The sequence below is a fragment of the Pumilibacter muris genome, from assembly GCF_943193045.1.
GTDB classification, from domain to species: domain Bacteria; phylum Bacillota; class Clostridia; order Christensenellales; family Pumilibacteraceae; genus Pumilibacter; species Pumilibacter muris.
In genome coordinates, this window is the sequence record NZ_CALPCN010000004.1 from 1 (window position 1) to 14,558 (window position 14,558).

At 47.4% G+C, this 14,558-nt stretch carries 15 protein-coding genes; 2 read left to right on the forward strand and 13 right to left on the reverse strand.

Annotation, left to right across the window (positions count from 1 at the left end; translation table 11 throughout):
• Window positions 1-235: 235 nt before the first annotated feature.
• The 3 genes from NFR62_RS05860 to NFR62_RS05870 form a co-directional block, all read right to left on the reverse strand.
• Window positions 236-988, reverse strand: coding sequence for a DUF2238 domain-containing protein (locus tag NFR62_RS05860; protein ID WP_251615789.1), 753 nt, complete (start codon window positions 986-988; stop codon window positions 236-238).
• A 68-nt stretch (window positions 989-1,056) separates the two neighbouring features.
• Window positions 1,057-1,551 (reverse strand): flavin reductase family protein, encoded by a 495-nt coding sequence (locus tag NFR62_RS05865; protein WP_251615808.1) that lies wholly within the window; start codon window positions 1,549-1,551, stop codon window positions 1,057-1,059.
• 4 nt (window positions 1,552-1,555) lie between these two features.
• Window positions 1,556-2,074: a peptidylprolyl isomerase gene (locus NFR62_RS05870; protein ID WP_251615811.1), complete on the reverse strand. Its 519-nt coding sequence runs from the start codon at window positions 2,072-2,074 to the stop codon at window positions 1,556-1,558.
• Between the two features lie 234 nt (window positions 2,075-2,308).
• Here NFR62_RS05870 and NFR62_RS05875 point away from each other — a divergent pair, with 234 nt between their 5' ends.
• Window positions 2,309-2,653: a hypothetical protein gene (locus NFR62_RS05875; RefSeq protein ID WP_251615826.1), complete on the forward strand. Its 345-nt coding sequence runs from the start codon at window positions 2,309-2,311 to the stop codon at window positions 2,651-2,653.
• Between the two features lie 98 nt (window positions 2,654-2,751).
• Here NFR62_RS05875 and NFR62_RS05880 read toward each other — a convergent pair whose 3' ends face one another.
• A complete protein-coding gene (locus tag NFR62_RS05880) occupies window positions 2,752-4,107 on the reverse strand; it encodes a Hint domain-containing protein (protein ID WP_251615833.1) in 1,356 nt (451 codons plus the stop codon).
• An 11-nt stretch (window positions 4,108-4,118) separates the two neighbouring features.
• A complete protein-coding gene (locus tag NFR62_RS05885; RefSeq protein WP_251615852.1) occupies window positions 4,119-4,853 on the reverse strand; it encodes a hypothetical protein in 735 nt (244 codons plus the stop codon).
• Between the two features lie 251 nt (window positions 4,854-5,104).
• Here NFR62_RS05885 and NFR62_RS05890 point away from each other — a divergent pair, with 251 nt between their 5' ends.
• Window positions 5,105-6,322: an iron-containing alcohol dehydrogenase gene (locus NFR62_RS05890; protein ID WP_251615855.1), complete on the forward strand. Its 1,218-nt coding sequence runs from the start codon at window positions 5,105-5,107 to the stop codon at window positions 6,320-6,322.
• A 53-nt stretch (window positions 6,323-6,375) separates the two neighbouring features.
• On the opposite strand, the gene NFR62_RS05895 is transcribed toward NFR62_RS05890, so the two are convergent.
• From NFR62_RS05895 to NFR62_RS05930, 8 genes are all read right to left on the reverse strand, one after another.
• The gene (locus NFR62_RS05895) at window positions 6,376-6,699 is read right to left on the reverse strand and encodes a hypothetical protein (protein WP_251615858.1); all 324 of its coding nucleotides are present in this window, start codon (window positions 6,697-6,699) and stop codon (window positions 6,376-6,378) included.
• Between the two features lie 20 nt (window positions 6,700-6,719).
• On the reverse strand, window positions 6,720-7,478 hold the full coding sequence (locus NFR62_RS05900; RefSeq protein ID WP_251615867.1) for a DNA-formamidopyrimidine glycosylase family protein: 759 nt from the start codon (window positions 7,476-7,478) through the stop codon (window positions 6,720-6,722).
• Window positions 7,479-7,632: 154 nt separating this feature from the next.
• A complete protein-coding gene (gpmI, locus tag NFR62_RS05905) occupies window positions 7,633-9,156 on the reverse strand; it encodes a 2,3-bisphosphoglycerate-independent phosphoglycerate mutase (protein ID WP_251615870.1) in 1,524 nt (507 codons plus the stop codon).
• 54 nt (window positions 9,157-9,210) lie between these two features.
• Window positions 9,211-9,957, reverse strand: coding sequence for a triose-phosphate isomerase (gene tpiA, locus NFR62_RS05910; RefSeq protein ID WP_251615872.1), 747 nt, complete (start codon window positions 9,955-9,957; stop codon window positions 9,211-9,213).
• Window positions 9,958-10,061: 104 nt separating this feature from the next.
• Complete coding sequence (gene rlmB, locus NFR62_RS05915; RefSeq protein WP_251615874.1) at window positions 10,062-10,790, reverse strand: 23S rRNA (guanosine(2251)-2'-O)-methyltransferase RlmB; 729 nt, start codon at window positions 10,788-10,790, stop codon at window positions 10,062-10,064.
• A 20-nt stretch (window positions 10,791-10,810) separates the two neighbouring features.
• Complete coding sequence (gene thyX, locus NFR62_RS05920; protein ID WP_420851357.1) at window positions 10,811-11,545, reverse strand: FAD-dependent thymidylate synthase; 735 nt, start codon at window positions 11,543-11,545, stop codon at window positions 10,811-10,813.
• A 179-nt stretch (window positions 11,546-11,724) separates the two neighbouring features.
• Window positions 11,725-12,105: a Mini-ribonuclease 3 gene (locus tag NFR62_RS05925; RefSeq protein ID WP_251615882.1), complete on the reverse strand. Its 381-nt coding sequence runs from the start codon at window positions 12,103-12,105 to the stop codon at window positions 11,725-11,727.
• Between the two features lie 69 nt (window positions 12,106-12,174).
• The gene (locus tag NFR62_RS05930) at window positions 12,175-14,523 is read right to left on the reverse strand and encodes a leucine-rich repeat protein (protein ID WP_251615884.1); all 2,349 of its coding nucleotides are present in this window, start codon (window positions 14,521-14,523) and stop codon (window positions 12,175-12,177) included.
• Window positions 14,524-14,558: the final 35 nt, after the last annotated feature.

Here is a 14,558-nt window from a genome sequence, read left to right on the forward strand (position 1 = left end):
CAACTTCGTTGCTCGGCTGAGGACCGCTTCGATACGCCTCCGTATTTTGTTTGTTTTGTTTTCATGTTTCGCGTTTATAGGCTACGCGTTTGGGTCGGCGTTCGCAACTTCGTTGCTCGGCTGAAGACCGCTCCGTATTGTCGCCACATAAGAGGCTATATAAGTATAACTTATTCGCTGACGAAAGTCAATTCTATTTATCTTTTAAAAACGAAAATATGCTATATGGCGAACGTTATTGCAAAGGGGGTTCGCGCGGCGGAGCGAACGAATTTTTTTCGCAAGGTTCGCTCTCCCCTTTTTCATGTTCAAAAGCAAAATCTTCCGTTTGAGCGGCAGCCTTTTCAGCGCTCAACCCGAGACGGGAAAACAACTTGCCTTTGCTCAAAAAGTCGGCGAACACAACAGCCGCGAATACCGCCACTCCCGCAACGGTAATCATTAAATCTTCCATAGTGTCTTTCATGGGCGATTTGCCTAAGGCTAACGACTCTTGAACGCGTTGGGCGTCGCCGTCGAACAGACGGTCGGTGATATATTCCACAATTTCCCACAGCGCGCCCAAAGCAAGCGCCACGCTTAAAGCCAAAAATACCAGCCAAACGGGATTTAAACGTATTTTGCCGCTGTCCGCCATAAACCAAAACACTATAAGCGCGGCGTTAAATCCGAAGTAACCGTGACACAGCAAATCCCACCATTTAAAAGTGTCGTAAAACTTTAAAACGGTACCCAAATGCGCGGCGCACGCGAGGTGCACGCAAACTGTTACGCAAATAGCAAGCGGAATTTTTTTACCCGTAAGCAAATAATACAGCGGAAATAAAAGCGGCGCAAGCGAAGTTGCGAGAGCCGCCAAAAAATAAAGAGCGGGAACAGGTTCCCCGTTCCGTAAAAAATAAATAACCGCCGTTATACCCGCCGCTATAAGCATAATGAAAAACGGAATAAATTGAGTTATTTTAACCTTGTTCGTCTTTTCTGTCACCGTAGTTGTTATTCCCGTTTTACAGCGTCAAAATACTTTATTCGATGCCGTTTGTTATATGTTTTAAGTTACCTGTTTTCGTAACAATCCACAATTTCGCCGAAATACATTGTGTGAAAATCTTTGCCCGCATACATATCCGCTTTAAGCGCGGCGTCAACAAATCCGCATTCGGGCGTAGCCGCGAAAATTACTTTACATTCGAGTATAAGCCCGCATTCGCCCAAAACGTAGGCGGGAATATGCCGAGCGCGTCTTGGATGCAAATGAAGTTCTTCGAACTTATTAACCGAATAGCCGCTCAGATGGTCGCACCTTGCGATTTCGTTGCGCATATCCGCTGTGGGGACGCTCACCGCGAAGCTCTTAACTTTATCTATAACCTCGTGGCTGAGTTTTCCCTCGCGCACGGGCAAAACAAAAACTTGTCTGTTCCAAAACGTGCCGAGCGCTCCCCAGTGGGTAGACATTAGGTTCGGAGTTTCTTTGCCGCACGATATAAAAAGCCCGCTGCCGTTTAACGCTCCAAGCAATACCTTTCTCTGCTCTCTCGAAAGTTGCATACGGCTATTTCACCGTTCTCACGCTTTTTATAACTACGGGCGAAAGGGGAACGTCGTCGTAATATCCGACGCTTCCCGTACGCACCTTGCCTATTGAAATTGCTTTATCAAGGCTCGCTTTGTCGGTTACTCTGCCGAAAGCCGCATATTCGCCGTCGAGAAAAGGAGTGTCGGCAACGCAAATAAAAAACTGACTCGAAGCCGAATCTTTAACATTTGTGCGCGCCATAGAAATTGTCCCCGCCGTATGCTTTAAAGGATTTTGAACGCCGTTAGACGCAAATTCTCCGCGAATCGTTTTTGCCCCTTCTTTGGGAATAAGCGCGCCGTTTTTATGCACGAAGCCGCCGCCCTGAATCATAAAACCGTCTATAACTCGGTGAAAGCACAGCCCGTCGAAAAATCCGGAATCGGCAAGCGCCGCGAAATTCGCAACCGATATAGGCGCCGCGTCGGGATATAGCTCAAAATTCATAACGCCGCCGTCTTCCATAACAATTTCTATTTTTACGGTATTTTGCATAAATATAAAATCCTCCTACTGTTCTTTTGTATATATTCTAACATGTTTTAATATTTTAAGCAAATAATTTTTTTATATTAAGTCTGCCTAAAATGTAAGATTTTGTCACGCTCGAAAAAACAAATGCCGCTTTTCTAATTTAAGTTTAATGTATTTTTTACTTTCTATATATTGCTCTTGCGCAGTTAAAGGTGTATAATGATTATATCAAAAACAAAAGGAGTGAAATCGACAATGAAAATGAACGAAGGCATGGAAAAAGTAGTTGACATAATTACCGAAATCCTCGCATTCTTTACAGTGGCTCTTATCGTGCTGTTGTATGTGAACAGTTATGTGGCGGGCAGAGCCGCCGACGGAGTGGGATTTATTCCCGCGAAAGCTACTCAGGTACTTAAAACGGTGCGCGAAATAGCAATACTGTTGGTTGTGGGTCTTGCGGGCTTGCAATTCTCGCTTAAACATCTTTTCTTATTTATTCCCTACGCGCTTTTGGTTGCCGCAGCGGTAATATTCATGTTCTTCCCCAACGTGTTGCCCGTGAGCGTTAAAGACGTGCTTATGCCTTTCGGAATATAATAAAACGGCAAACAAACTAACGGAAACAACGCACAATTACGCGAACGCTGACGTTAAAATAAAAAACACCGCTATGCAGGCGGTGTTTTTTTATCGTTTCAGCCACGTTGAGTTAACTGTATCGATTCGGAGCCGTAATACAATTCGAGTATGTGCAATAATTCTTCGAACGTGTATTCCCCTTTTAATATTGCGGGTTTGTAGTAAGCGAACGGGAACAGTTCGTACTCCTCTTTCGAAACGTATTCCTTAAAATCTTCGTAAGTGAAAAGCCCGTATTTTTCAACGTCGGCGCTCAAAGCCTTTTCGTCTATTTTCATATCGTCGTCGTATTCGAACAAATCCGCCATGTGCGCCGAATAAGTCAGCATGCCGTTCGCCACAGCGTTCACATGCCATACGGTTACGGGATTGTATATTTTCGTGAGTTCTTCTCTAACCGTTACGCTCGAAAGCGTAACCGCTCCCGTGCCGTCCTTTAAGTCTGCCGTAACGAAAGAATGCCCCTTAAATTCGCTTGCGTTAGCTTCGGTAATTCTAACGTAAGAATTTAAAGTTTTGTCAAACAAGAAGTGTTCGTCGGCGATTTTAAGCGTTGTTCCGTTCGAAAAACGCAACTCGATAACTTTATGCAATTCGGCGCTGCGGTTTGCGTGAATGTTGCAAAGAAGCGGCGCCGAATCGAGTTTGCCCGTTTCGTGGTTGAACACAAGCAGTCGGTCGCCTATTTTCAAATCCTCCACCGCTTTTACGCTTCCGTCTGCAAGCGTTATAAGCGTGCCGCCCACAAAACACCCCGTAGGGTCTTGACTCGACACTTGAATTTGAGAATGTTCTTCTATTTCAAACGGTTCCCCGCTTGCGGTAGGAGTGCCGTTTACCGTAAGAGCTCTTCTGTAATCGTATGTATAGCTCGCTTTCAACATTATTTGTTTTCCGTAAGGCACCCTTATAGTACCTTCGGTGAATGTTCCGAGCAATTCGTTCCCCGCATAAATTTTAACCGACGCGCAATACGATTTAACGCTTATATTGCAATATTTGTACTTATCTATAATCGCCGTAGCGGTATCCCAACCTTTGGGCGTGTATTCGTCGCCCGCCGCATACCGTTCGCCGTTTATTTCCCAACCGTAGAACGTATAGTCCATTCCGTACTTTTCGGTTTCGTAATCTTCGGCGTTACATTCGGCAAGCGTTACGCTTTCGCCTTTTTTGACGTATTCCCACGCGCGGTAGCCGCCGCCCTCGTATATTATTTTGTTTTGCCCCAAATGCGGCAGTATTTTACTCAAATTAAACGCGCACACAAAAACGGTAAGCCCCAACATAACGTATGCAAACACGCTGTAACGCGTGTGTGTGCAAACGTAATCGCGGCGAACGTATTCTTTCACGCACATGCGCGCCGTTAAAAACACCGCGCAAAAAACGGTAATTATGCAAAGAAACACATATAAAGTTATTACCCCCCCCACGATAAGCGCGGCATTGTTCGCACTCTGTATTGATACCCGTTCACGGGATTAAAAACGTCGCACCCTATTATAACCGACAAAATTACGGGTAGAAAATAGGCAACTATTTTTAACGTCTTTTTTAATTTGAACGTTTTCTTCTGTTTCGCAGTTCGCGCGGCTTGCGCTTCAGCTTTAACCCTACGCTCCTCAGCCTCTTTCTCTCGGCGAGCTTTTTCCTCGCGCTTTGCGCGTTCCGCCGCTTCGACCCGTTTTCGTTCCTCTTGCAATTCGGCGTCGGTTTTAAACTTTGCAAGCATTTTATTAACTTTTTTAAGTAGCTTGCCCGAAATATTTTGAGCCGCGAACCGTGTTCCCACTTCGCGGAAAAACGTTCTATCGTCTTCCGTTTCTATAAGGCTTTTATATTCGTTTCTTTCCGATTTCAGCCATTCGCGTTCAGCGGCGCAAGAAAATTTCTTTTCGATTATGTTAAAAGTTCCCGAAGAATAAAAAAGCCTATCGTGCGCAAACGTTTTTTTGGGCAATTTAGCCGTTATTTTAAAGTCGTTCTCAAACCCCTTGCGAACAACAAAATCGGGGCGGGTCTTAAACTCAACCTTCGTTTCCATTCGCGCGAAAGTAAGTTTTTCGCAAGCGTAATCTTTATTTTTCGGCTCCGTTCTTTCGCATTCGAAAAGAGCAGTATTCTCAATAAGTTTTTGCGCTTCTTCCCTTGTCATTCCTCTTCTCCCTTTGGTTGGGGGTTATATAAGTTCTTCCATATAAATATACATTTATAACACACGATTGTCAAGCAAAAGAAATTAAACGCTTAAAAAGACTCGCCGAAAGTTTTGTCGTTATAATTTTATCGATAAAAAATTAGCGATTAGAGTTGACATATATTGTTTATTGTGTTATAATGCAAACAAAGATTCGGAAAAACCGAATCCGAAAAAAATATTTATAAAAAGCGGAGGATATGTTTGAAATGGCAAGATTTACTTTACCCAGAGATTTGTATCACGGAAAGGGCTCGCTTGAAGCGCTTAAAAGTTTCAGCGGCAAAAAAGCCATAATTTGCGTGGGCGGCGGCTCGATGAAAAAGTTCGGTTTTCTCGACAGAGCGGTAAGCTACCTGAAAGAAGCGGGAATGAAAGTTGAGCTCTTCGAAGGAATAGAGCCCGACCCTTCGGTTGAAACCGTTATGAAAGGCGCCGACGCGATGCTTAAATTCAAGCCCGACTGGATTATAGCTATGGGCGGCGGTTCTCCCATAGACGCGGCAAAGGCGATGTGGATTAAATACGAATACCCGCATATTACTTTCGAAGAAATGTGCAAAGTGTTCGGCATTCCCGCGCTCAGAAAAAAAGCGCGTTTTTGCGCGATTTCGTCTACATCCGGCACAGCCACCGAAGTTACCGCGTTTTCTATTATAACCGACTACAAAAAAGGCATTAAATACCCTATCGCCGACTTTGAAATTACGCCCGACGTTGCGATAGTAGACCCCGACCTTGCCGAAACCATGCCGCAAAAACTTGTTGCTCACACAGGTATGGACGCGATAACGCACGCAATCGAAGCTTACGTTTCTACCGCTCATTGCGATTACACCGACCCGCTCGCTTTGCACGCCGTTAAAATGATAAAGAACGACCTTGTGGCATCTTACAACGGCGACACAGTCAAGCGCGACAGCATGCACAACGCTCAGTGCCTTGCGGGCATGGCGTTTTCAAACGCTCTTCTCGGCATAGTTCACTCTATGGCGCACAAAACGGGCGCGGCGTTCGACGAATACGGCGCGCACATAATTCACGGTGCGGCTAACGCCATGTATTTGCCCAAAGTTATAAAATTCAACGCCCAAAATCCCGAAGCCAAAAAGCGCTACGGCGAAATTGCCGACTTTATCAACTTAGGCGGAAAAGACGACGACGAGAAAGTGGAACTTTTAATCGCAATGCTCCGCAAGATGAACGACGAGCTTAAAATTCCTCATTGCATTAAAAACTACGGCGCCGACAGCTACCCTTGCGAGCAAGGCTTTGTGCCCGAAAACGTGTTCCTTGAAAAACTGCACGACATTGCGGTGAACGCGCTCGGCGACGCTTGCACAGGCTCCAACCCTCGCCAACCGTCGGTTGAGGAAATGGAAAAACTTCTTAAATGCTGCTACTACGACACCGAAGTGGATTTCTAAACAACATTTAAACAACACAAAAAAAGGCAAGCGAGCACGCTTGCCTTTTTGTTTTAATTCGAAACTTTGTCTTTAACAAATATCACATCATATCTCGAACCCATATCGCTCATAAACTGAAACGCCGCTTTCCAACCGTTTCTACTATACTCTTCTAAAATCGAATTTAATTTTTTACTTCGCCTGCAACACTTATGCTCATATGTAACGTTCGCTGGAGCGTCTAAATCTTTCTCGAAAAGTAATTCGTATCTTGTCATTAAATCGCCCATCGACACCGACTTTAATATATACCCGTCGGCAGAATACGCATTTAATAGTTTTATTAGCTTTTTAACCAACCTGCAATGTTCGTGTTTATAAATAACGTTTGCCATTACACTCTCCTATTCGCATTTTAAAATACGCGTTGCGATTCGGTGTAATATGTTTTTCTGCCGCCGATTTCGGTAACTTTAATGAGTTCACCGAGCGGAGTCATACGGGCGCGGGTATGCACTTGCACAAGGTCGCGCATCTCTCCGCACGTTACTCCCTTATACATTTCGGCGTATTTCTCGATTGCATTTTCAAGCACCGCGCGCATAGCGGCATAAAGTTCTTTTTTAACTTCGGCGGGCAATTTTCCGCATTTCGACGCGGGCGATATTTTTGCCGCGTAAAGTATTTCGTCGGCGTAGGCGTTGCCTATTCCGCGAACACAATTTTGGTCGCAAAGCACGTTTTTAACCGCAGCTTTGCTCTTTTGAGCAAGTAGCGAATAAAACTCCGTTTCGGTAATCCGCGTGGCTTCGGGAACTTGCGGCAAAGCGTCGAACGGCGCCATTTTGGCATAGCCGTCGGGGTCGAACACCATAAGGTATTCGCCGCCCTCGAAACACAGTTCGGCAACAACGTCGGCAGCCGCAGGTCGGGTGTTTTCGTTGAGCACCGCAAAACCGCCGTTTAGCATTAAATGAACCGAAAACGCGGGCAAACCGTTAAACCAAAAAAACATTTCTTTGCCGTGCCCGCGCACGTCGGTAAGCGTCTTTTTTGCAACGGCGGCGTTCAAATCGAACCCGCCCTTTTTATAATCGGCGCGAATTACCTCTCTATCGAAAAACCGCTCTTTAATCGATTTTGCGAATATTTTCAATTCAACTATTTCGGGCACTTTATACGCTCCTTATTTAAAATTGCCGCGCAGTTTATAGGTTCCTTGCAACATAAATAGCTTGCGCCAAGAAACAATCTTTTAGTTAAAAGAGTTACACTTTTCTTTTAGATGGCGCAGAGCGCTGACAAGAGCGGCAAAAGCATACAAATAGCTATATGTTGTCGTTTATAAGCGACTTGCCTTCCATTTCCTTAGGCTTTTCCACTCCCATAACGTGCAACAACGTGGGCGCAACGTCGCAAAGCGCGCCGCCCGAGCGAAGAGTGGCGTTTTCATACCTCTTACCCGCAACGATAAACGGCACGGGGTTTGTGGTGTGGGCGGTGCACGGCGCACCGTCGTCGAAACTCATAAGTTCGGCGTTGCCGTGGTCGGCGCAAATAAGCGCGGTTCCGCCTGTGGAAAGTATTTTATCAACCACTTTGCCCACTCCTTCGTCTACCGCTTTAACCGCTTTAACTGCGGCACCGAACACTCCCGTATGCCCCACCATGTCGCAATTCGCAAAATTCATAATAAGCACGTCGGTTTTGCCCACAACGTCGAGCGCCTTTTCGGTAACTTCGGGAGCGCTCATTTCGGGCTTAAGGTCGTAGGTTGCAACTTTGGGCGACGGCACGAGCACGCGCTCTTCGCCTTTGTTGGGTTCTTCAACGCCGCCGTTAAAGAAAAACGTTACATGCGCGTATTTTTCGGTTTCGGCTACGCGCGCTTGCGTTTTTCCGAGTTTGCCCAAATATTCTCCGAGCGTGTTCACTATTTTTTTGGGAGCGAACGCTGTGTAAAGTCCTTTGAACGTGGCGTCGTATTGCGTCATACCGACGTACACCGTCTTTTTGTAGCCGCCCGCTCGCTCGAAGTTATTAAAATCGGGTTCTATAGCCGCGCGCGTAATTTCACGGGCGCGGTCGGAACGGAAATTGTAGAAAATAACACTGTCGTTGTTTTGCACGCCTCTGTAACCGTCTACAACAACGGGCTCAATAAATTCGTCGAGCTTTCCCGCCGCATAAGACGCCGCAATTCCCGCGTCGGCGTTGGTATAGTTGGCGCCCACTCCCGCAAAAACGCAGTCGTAACCCCGCTTTACTCTGTCCCAACGGTTGTCGCGGTCCATATAATAGTAACGCCCCACAACGGTGGCAACTTTGCCCACTCCTATTTCGGCGGCTTTTTGCTCTACCTTTTTCACATATTCGCGCGCGCTGTCGGGCGGCACGTCTCTGCCGTCGGTTACGCAATGAACAAACACGTTTTCGAGCTTTTCAGCCTTGCACATTTCAAGCAAAGCATAAAGATGGTTAACATGGCTGTGCACGCCGCCGTCGCTCGTAAGCCCAACAAGGTGAAGAGCGGTTTTATTCTTTTTCGCGTTTCCGATAGCCGCTTTAAAAGCTTCGTTCTTAAAAAATTCGCCGGTTTCGATTGCGTGGTCTATTAAAGAAATGTCTTGATACACAACCCGTCCCGCGCCTAAGTTGAGGTGCCCCACCTCGCTGTTGCCCATCTGACCGGCGGGCAACCCAACCGCTTTGCCGCTTGCCTCGATTTGAGTGTGCGGATACTTTTTCATAAGCGCTTTAAGGTTAGGCGTGCCTTCTTCGGCAATCGCGTTGCCGCGCAACGCGTCGCGCAAACCGAATCCGTCCATAATAATAATTGCGTCGGTTTTCATAATTTATACCTCTTGCCACCTTTTTTAAACTTTGCCCAAACGCACAAAACGTTTTTAATATTTTACCACTTTGGAGAAATCCGCCGCTTTCAAACTCGCGCCGCCTATAAGACCTCCGTCTATGTCGGGTTGAGCCATGAGAGCGGCAGCGTTCGAAGGGTTCATGCTTCCGCCGTATTGAATACGGAGTTTGTCGGCGGTAGCCTTGCCGTAAAGACCCGCAACAACCGAACGGATATATTTTATAGTTTCGTTGGCTTGTTCGGATGTTGCCGTTTTGCCTGTACCTATTGCCCAAACGGGTTCGTAAGCAATTATAACGTTGTCAAGCTCGGCGGCGCTTATTCCTTTAAACGCGCCTTCGGTTTGGCGTTTAACAACCGTTTCGGTTTTTCCGCCCTCGCGCTCTTCGAGAGTTTCGCCCACGCAAACAATGGGTTTAAGCGAATATTTAAGCGCTTGAACCGTGCGCATATTCACGGTTTCGTCAGTTTCTCCGAACATTTGGCGGCGCTCGCTGTGCCCTATTATAACGTATTCCGCGCCCACCTCTTTGAGCATTTCGGCGCTGATTTCGCCCGTGAAAGCGCCTTTATCCGCCCAAGCCACGTTCTCGGCGCCAACGGCTATATTCGTTCCGCGAGTAAGCTCGGCGGCTTTTTGAATAGCGGTATACGGCACGCAAATAACAACTTCGGCTTCCGCGTCGGCAACAAGCGGTTTAAGCTCGTTTATAAGCGACGTAGCCGCCGCAATAGTGTTGTTCATTTTCCAGTTTCCTGCAATAACGGGTTTTCTCATAGTTTATATAACTCCTTAAAATAAATTACTTTTTAGTTGTTGCATTAAAATAAGCGGCAATCACTTACATAGAGCGGAAAGACGCGCCGCTATATGCGCTCGTTTTAACCGCCGTAATCTTGGCGGAGCTTTTCGAATACGACTACTCCCGCCGCAACGGACGCGTTCAAGGAATTTACCTTGCCGCGCATAGGAATAGACACAACGCCGTCGCATTTGCTCAAAGTTAAGCGTTTAACGCCTTGTCCCTCGCCGCCCACTACAAACGCGACCGCGCCTTTAACGTCGGTTTCGTACACGCTTTTGCCGCTCATGTCGGCGGCGTACACCCATACGTTGTTTTCTTTCAGTTCGTCGATTGCGTCGTTTATGTTGGTTACTTTTGCCACGAGCACATGGCTCGCCGCTCCCGCCGAAACTTTTATAACGGTTTCGTTCACCGACACGCTGCGATGGCGGGGTATAACAACTCCGTGCACTCCCGCGCACTCAGCCACTCGCAAAATGCTTCCCAAATTGTGCGGGTCCTCAACGCCGTCTAAAACAAGAACGAACGGCTTTTCGCCTTTTTTCTCGGCAAGCTCGAGAATATCTGCAAGTTCGCAATACACAAAATCGGTTATTTCGGCGATAAAGCCTTGATGCCGCTTTTGCGCGCTTTCGCGGTCGAGCGCTTCTTTTTCGCGGAAAAATATTTTTATTCCCCTGCTCTTCGCGTCATCTATTATTTTGTTTGCCGCCGCGTCTTTAAGTCCTTTCTGCACAAGCAAACGGTCTATCGTCTTGCCCGAACGCACGGCTTCGCCTACGGCGTTACGCCCTTCTATTTTCATGTTCTTTTCCTTATTTCCTTTTAATTCGCTTTATTTTTAACGGCTTCGAACACCGCCTTAACTTCCGCCGCCTTTCCGCAACTCTTTTTTCCTTCGGGGCAAACGCCGCGCAAACAACCCGGACCGGCGTTAGAGAACACCGACGGCGCCACCCGCAAAACTTCTTCGAGCATTTGCCAAGCTATGTTGCGAATTTCCCACTGGGCGCGGTTGCAACAACGCAAAGAAAAAAAGTGCAGAAGCTCGCGCGCGTTCATAGAAAGTATCATTTTCGTTTCGCAAGCGTTAGGCAACACAAAACGCGCGTCCTCGTTGCTTTTTTCGTTGTTTCCGCCCAAAACTTGTTGCCACTCGCGGTACCATTCGAGCATTTGAGCCATTTGAGCTTCGTACTTATTAACGGCGTCTTTGCCGAGCGCTTCTATCGCGGGCGGCACAATATAATTAAACTCGCCCTCCGACACATACCGCTGACTGCGAACCGAAAAGCTCGCTATTCGGTGGCGGGTAATTTGCGCGAGCAACGCGCGCGACACGCCTTCGAGCGCAAAGGTAAAGCTTGCGTGCTCGAACGGCGAATAGTGGTTCATTTTGGTTAGCAACGATATAAACTTAGCATTGTCTTTTTCGCCTATTTTTTCTATTAAATCGTCTATTTCGTCGCCCGAATAGCAAAGTTTTGCCGCAAGAGCGATTGTTTGTTCGGGGTCGGCGGTATAACGGATAAGCCGCGCTTTTCCTTCAACTTTCAAAATAATTTCTCCTTATGAGTTTCTTTTACTTTACTTTCGCCCGAATGCAACACGGCGCTACGCTACGTTTCACTTCGCTTGCTTAATCCGTGTTGGGCGAGCGTTCAACGGCGTCCTTTCGCGGTACACGCCCGCGAAAGTCGATTTTAAAAACGTTTGCCTTCGGTCTGAGCAAAGCATTTCTATATCCCGCATAAACACAGCGTTTCGAGTTCTTCGAGCCGCGCGATTTCGCCGCGCAAATAGAGCCAACCGAACAACGCTTCGAGAGCGGTAGCCCGCTTGTAGTCCATAAGCCCCGCGTTTTTCGCTTTCGCGGGGGTATGGCAATTCCTCGCGCGCCTTGCAACGTCTTTCTCCTCGTCGGACAGAACGGGCAAAACCGCTTCGAGCATTGCCGATTGCGCGGTCGCTTTAACGCAAGCGTTCACTTTGGCGTTTAGCTCGCGCGAACGGTATTCCGCTTTTTCGAGCATTCTCGTGCGAACGAAAAGCGAAAATACGGCGTCTCCTATATACGCGAGCGTTACGGGATTCATAGCGTTTATTCTTTCGTTTTCCATCGTTATAGAGTATAGCACACGCGCGGAAAAATGGCAACCGTTTAGCCCGCCGCAATCAGAGCGCGCCTATTATTTTAAAAACACGACTTGCGCCGACGCGAAAGGCTCGTTTTCGGTTCCCATAATAATTTCGTTCCATTCCGATTCCGTTCCCGAAAACGTCACTTTATTAAGCGAATCGCACCCTAAAAACGCTTTTCCTTCCACTCTTTTTATATTCGCGCACATCCACACGCTTTTAAGATTATTACAATAGGCGAACGTAAGCTCGTCGATTTCGGTTATAAAAAGCGGCAAGCTAAAACTTGTTAGCGCTTTGCAATGCGCGAACGCCCCGTGTCCTATTTGCGTAACGTTGTTATGAAGCCCCGACATTTGCAAACTTTCGCAGCCCCAAAACGCCGCATCGCCAACGCGAGTTAGTCCGCCGGGAATTTCCACAGTTTTAAGATTTCCGTTCCATTCGAACAACCAACCGGGCAACTCTGTTACCGACTCGGGCACGTCAAAACTTTCAAGCGCGGAACAGCCCGCGAAAGAATATTTGCCCAACGATTCTACCGTGTCGGGCAGACGCACGTTTTCCAAACTGCGGCACCCCTGAAACGCTCTTTCGCCTATTGCGGTGACGCTTTCGGCAACCGAAACCGCAGAAAGCGTACGGCAAGTGTAAAAAGCGCGTTCGGGAATTTCGGCGCCGCCCGTTATTTCCACCGTTTTCAAACTGTCTTTGGGAATTTGGGATATATGTTCAGCCGACAAAGACGCGTATTCTATTGCCGAACATTCCGCGAAAACGTTTGTTTCAAGCTCGACGCTGTTGGGAACGGTAACCGATTTGAGCTCCGTGCAACGCATAAACGCCGCTTCCCCCACTTGCGCCGACTCGGGTAACTTTATGCTTTGCAAACTTGCGCAATTTGCAAAAGCCAACTCCTCTATAACGCGCAACCGAGTTGTAGCCTCTATTTTTTCAAGTCCCGAACAACTCAAAAACGCTTGCGCCTCCACCGTTTCGGCATCCGGAATTGCCACCCGCCTAAGCTCGTAAGCTTGCTTGCAAAGCGCTTTTGGAACGGTGTTTCCGTAAATAGTCAGCTCTTTTAATTTGCCGACTCCCGTATACTCTATAACGCTTGCGTGAGCGCTCAACGCTTTTAGGTTTTTGAAACCCGAAAAAATATCCGGACTGCTCACCCTTAAAAGAGTTTTCGGTAATACAAGCTCTTTCAACTTTTTCTCGTTTGCCGTGCGCGGCGAAAAATCAAATTCGGACACCGTTTTGCCTTTTATGCTTTCGGGCACAACAACGCTTTCGTAGCACGTCGAAAGCGTAACCGAAAGAGTGCCGTCGGGCAGTTCCTTATAATAATAAATTCCGTAGTGCCCGTCGAATCCCGCCGCCGAAAAAGTGTTTATTGCAAAAGCAACGCAAGTAAACGCGCAAACCGCATACAATATAAACTCAATAAACTGCGTCTTGTCTTTGTGTCCTTTTCTTCGCGCGATTTCCGACTTTATCACACACCATATAACTCCGAGCGGAATAAACACGCCGAGCCATACTGCTTTTTTTCCGTATGTATACGCGGGATAAAAAGTAGCTATTGCAAATATTACGAGTGCGAGCGTCACAAACGACAGCCCGTTTAAAACGGTTTTGCGTTTGCCTTTGCGAGCCGACACGGCGCAAAAGCTCGCGGCAACAAAGAAAGCTCCCGCAAGGCAAAACATAAAAATCACGGCGTTGCCCGACCGTTCTCCGAATACTATCGGAGTTTGCGCGAAAGAAACCGTTACGGCAATAACCGCAAACACAACCGAAAGCACGGCAAAAGAAACATACGCGTTAAAAAACTTGTCCGCTTTTTCCTTAGCCTTAGCCTGCGCTATGCGCACCGCCTGTTCTTCCTGTCTGCGTCGTTTCGCCAACTCCGACGCCTTGCGCGCTTGTTCTTCGGCTTCGCGGGTAGGAAGTTTTTGCACTCTTCGACTGAGAGCGTCGGATAATTTTCCCGCAATATTACCGCCGCCGAACAGCTCAAAAACCCGTTCGATAAAAATTTCGGGCTTGCGGATTTTAAGCAAAGCGTCGAAATCGTTCTTTTCTTCTTGCCGAACGCCTTTATACGCGGCGCGCTCTGTAATCTTTTCCTCTTGCGGTAAAAATCCTTTTGTTTTTTCGGACACTTTATACGGTTGCGAAAATTTGGCGTCGAGCGCGGTTAGCCGAGCCGCGTTTGCTTCGAGTTCTTCGGGAACACGAAAAGACGGGCGGACTTTAACCTCCGCCGCCGTTCGCAAAACTTGCGGAAGGGGATTCTCAAATTTTTCCCGCCGTTTTTTGGGCGGCACGCGCTGAGACGTATACAGCCCCACGGCGGTAAATATAATTTTTTCGGCTTCTTCTAAATTCATCCGAGCACCTCTCTACTCACGGATAAAGTATACCA

What these genes read in the sequence shown, in the direction of transcription:
- NFR62_RS05930 (WP_251615884.1), bottom strand. Translation starts at nt 14,523, where the DNA reads ATGAATTTAGAAGAAGCCGAAAAAATTATATTTACCGCCGTGGGGCTG.
- NFR62_RS05875 (WP_251615826.1), top strand. Translation starts at nt 2,309, where the DNA reads ATGAAAATGAACGAAGGCATGGAAAAAGTAGTTGACATAATTACCGAA.
- NFR62_RS05870 (WP_251615811.1), bottom strand. Translation starts at nt 2,074, where the DNA reads ATGCAAAATACCGTAAAAATAGAAATTGTTATGGAAGACGGCGGCGTT.
- rlmB (WP_251615874.1), bottom strand. Translation starts at nt 10,790, where the DNA reads ATGAAAATAGAAGGGCGTAACGCCGTAGGCGAAGCCGTGCGTTCGGGC.
- NFR62_RS05885 (WP_251615852.1), bottom strand. Translation starts at nt 4,853, where the DNA reads ATGACAAGGGAAGAAGCGCAAAAACTTATTGAGAATACTGCTCTTTTC.
- NFR62_RS05895 (WP_251615858.1), bottom strand. Translation starts at nt 6,699, where the DNA reads ATGGCAAACGTTATTTATAAACACGAACATTGCAGGTTGGTTAAAAAG.
- NFR62_RS05925 (WP_251615882.1), bottom strand. Translation starts at nt 12,105, where the DNA reads ATGGAAAACGAAAGAATAAACGCTATGAATCCCGTAACGCTCGCGTAT.
- NFR62_RS05865 (WP_251615808.1), bottom strand. Translation starts at nt 1,551, where the DNA reads ATGCAACTTTCGAGAGAGCAGAGAAAGGTATTGCTTGGAGCGTTAAAC.
- NFR62_RS05890 (WP_251615855.1), top strand. Translation starts at nt 5,105, where the DNA reads ATGGCAAGATTTACTTTACCCAGAGATTTGTATCACGGAAAGGGCTCG.
- gpmI (WP_251615870.1), bottom strand. Translation starts at nt 9,156, where the DNA reads ATGAAAACCGACGCAATTATTATTATGGACGGATTCGGTTTGCGCGAC.
- tpiA (WP_251615872.1), bottom strand. Translation starts at nt 9,957, where the DNA reads ATGAGAAAACCCGTTATTGCAGGAAACTGGAAAATGAACAACACTATT.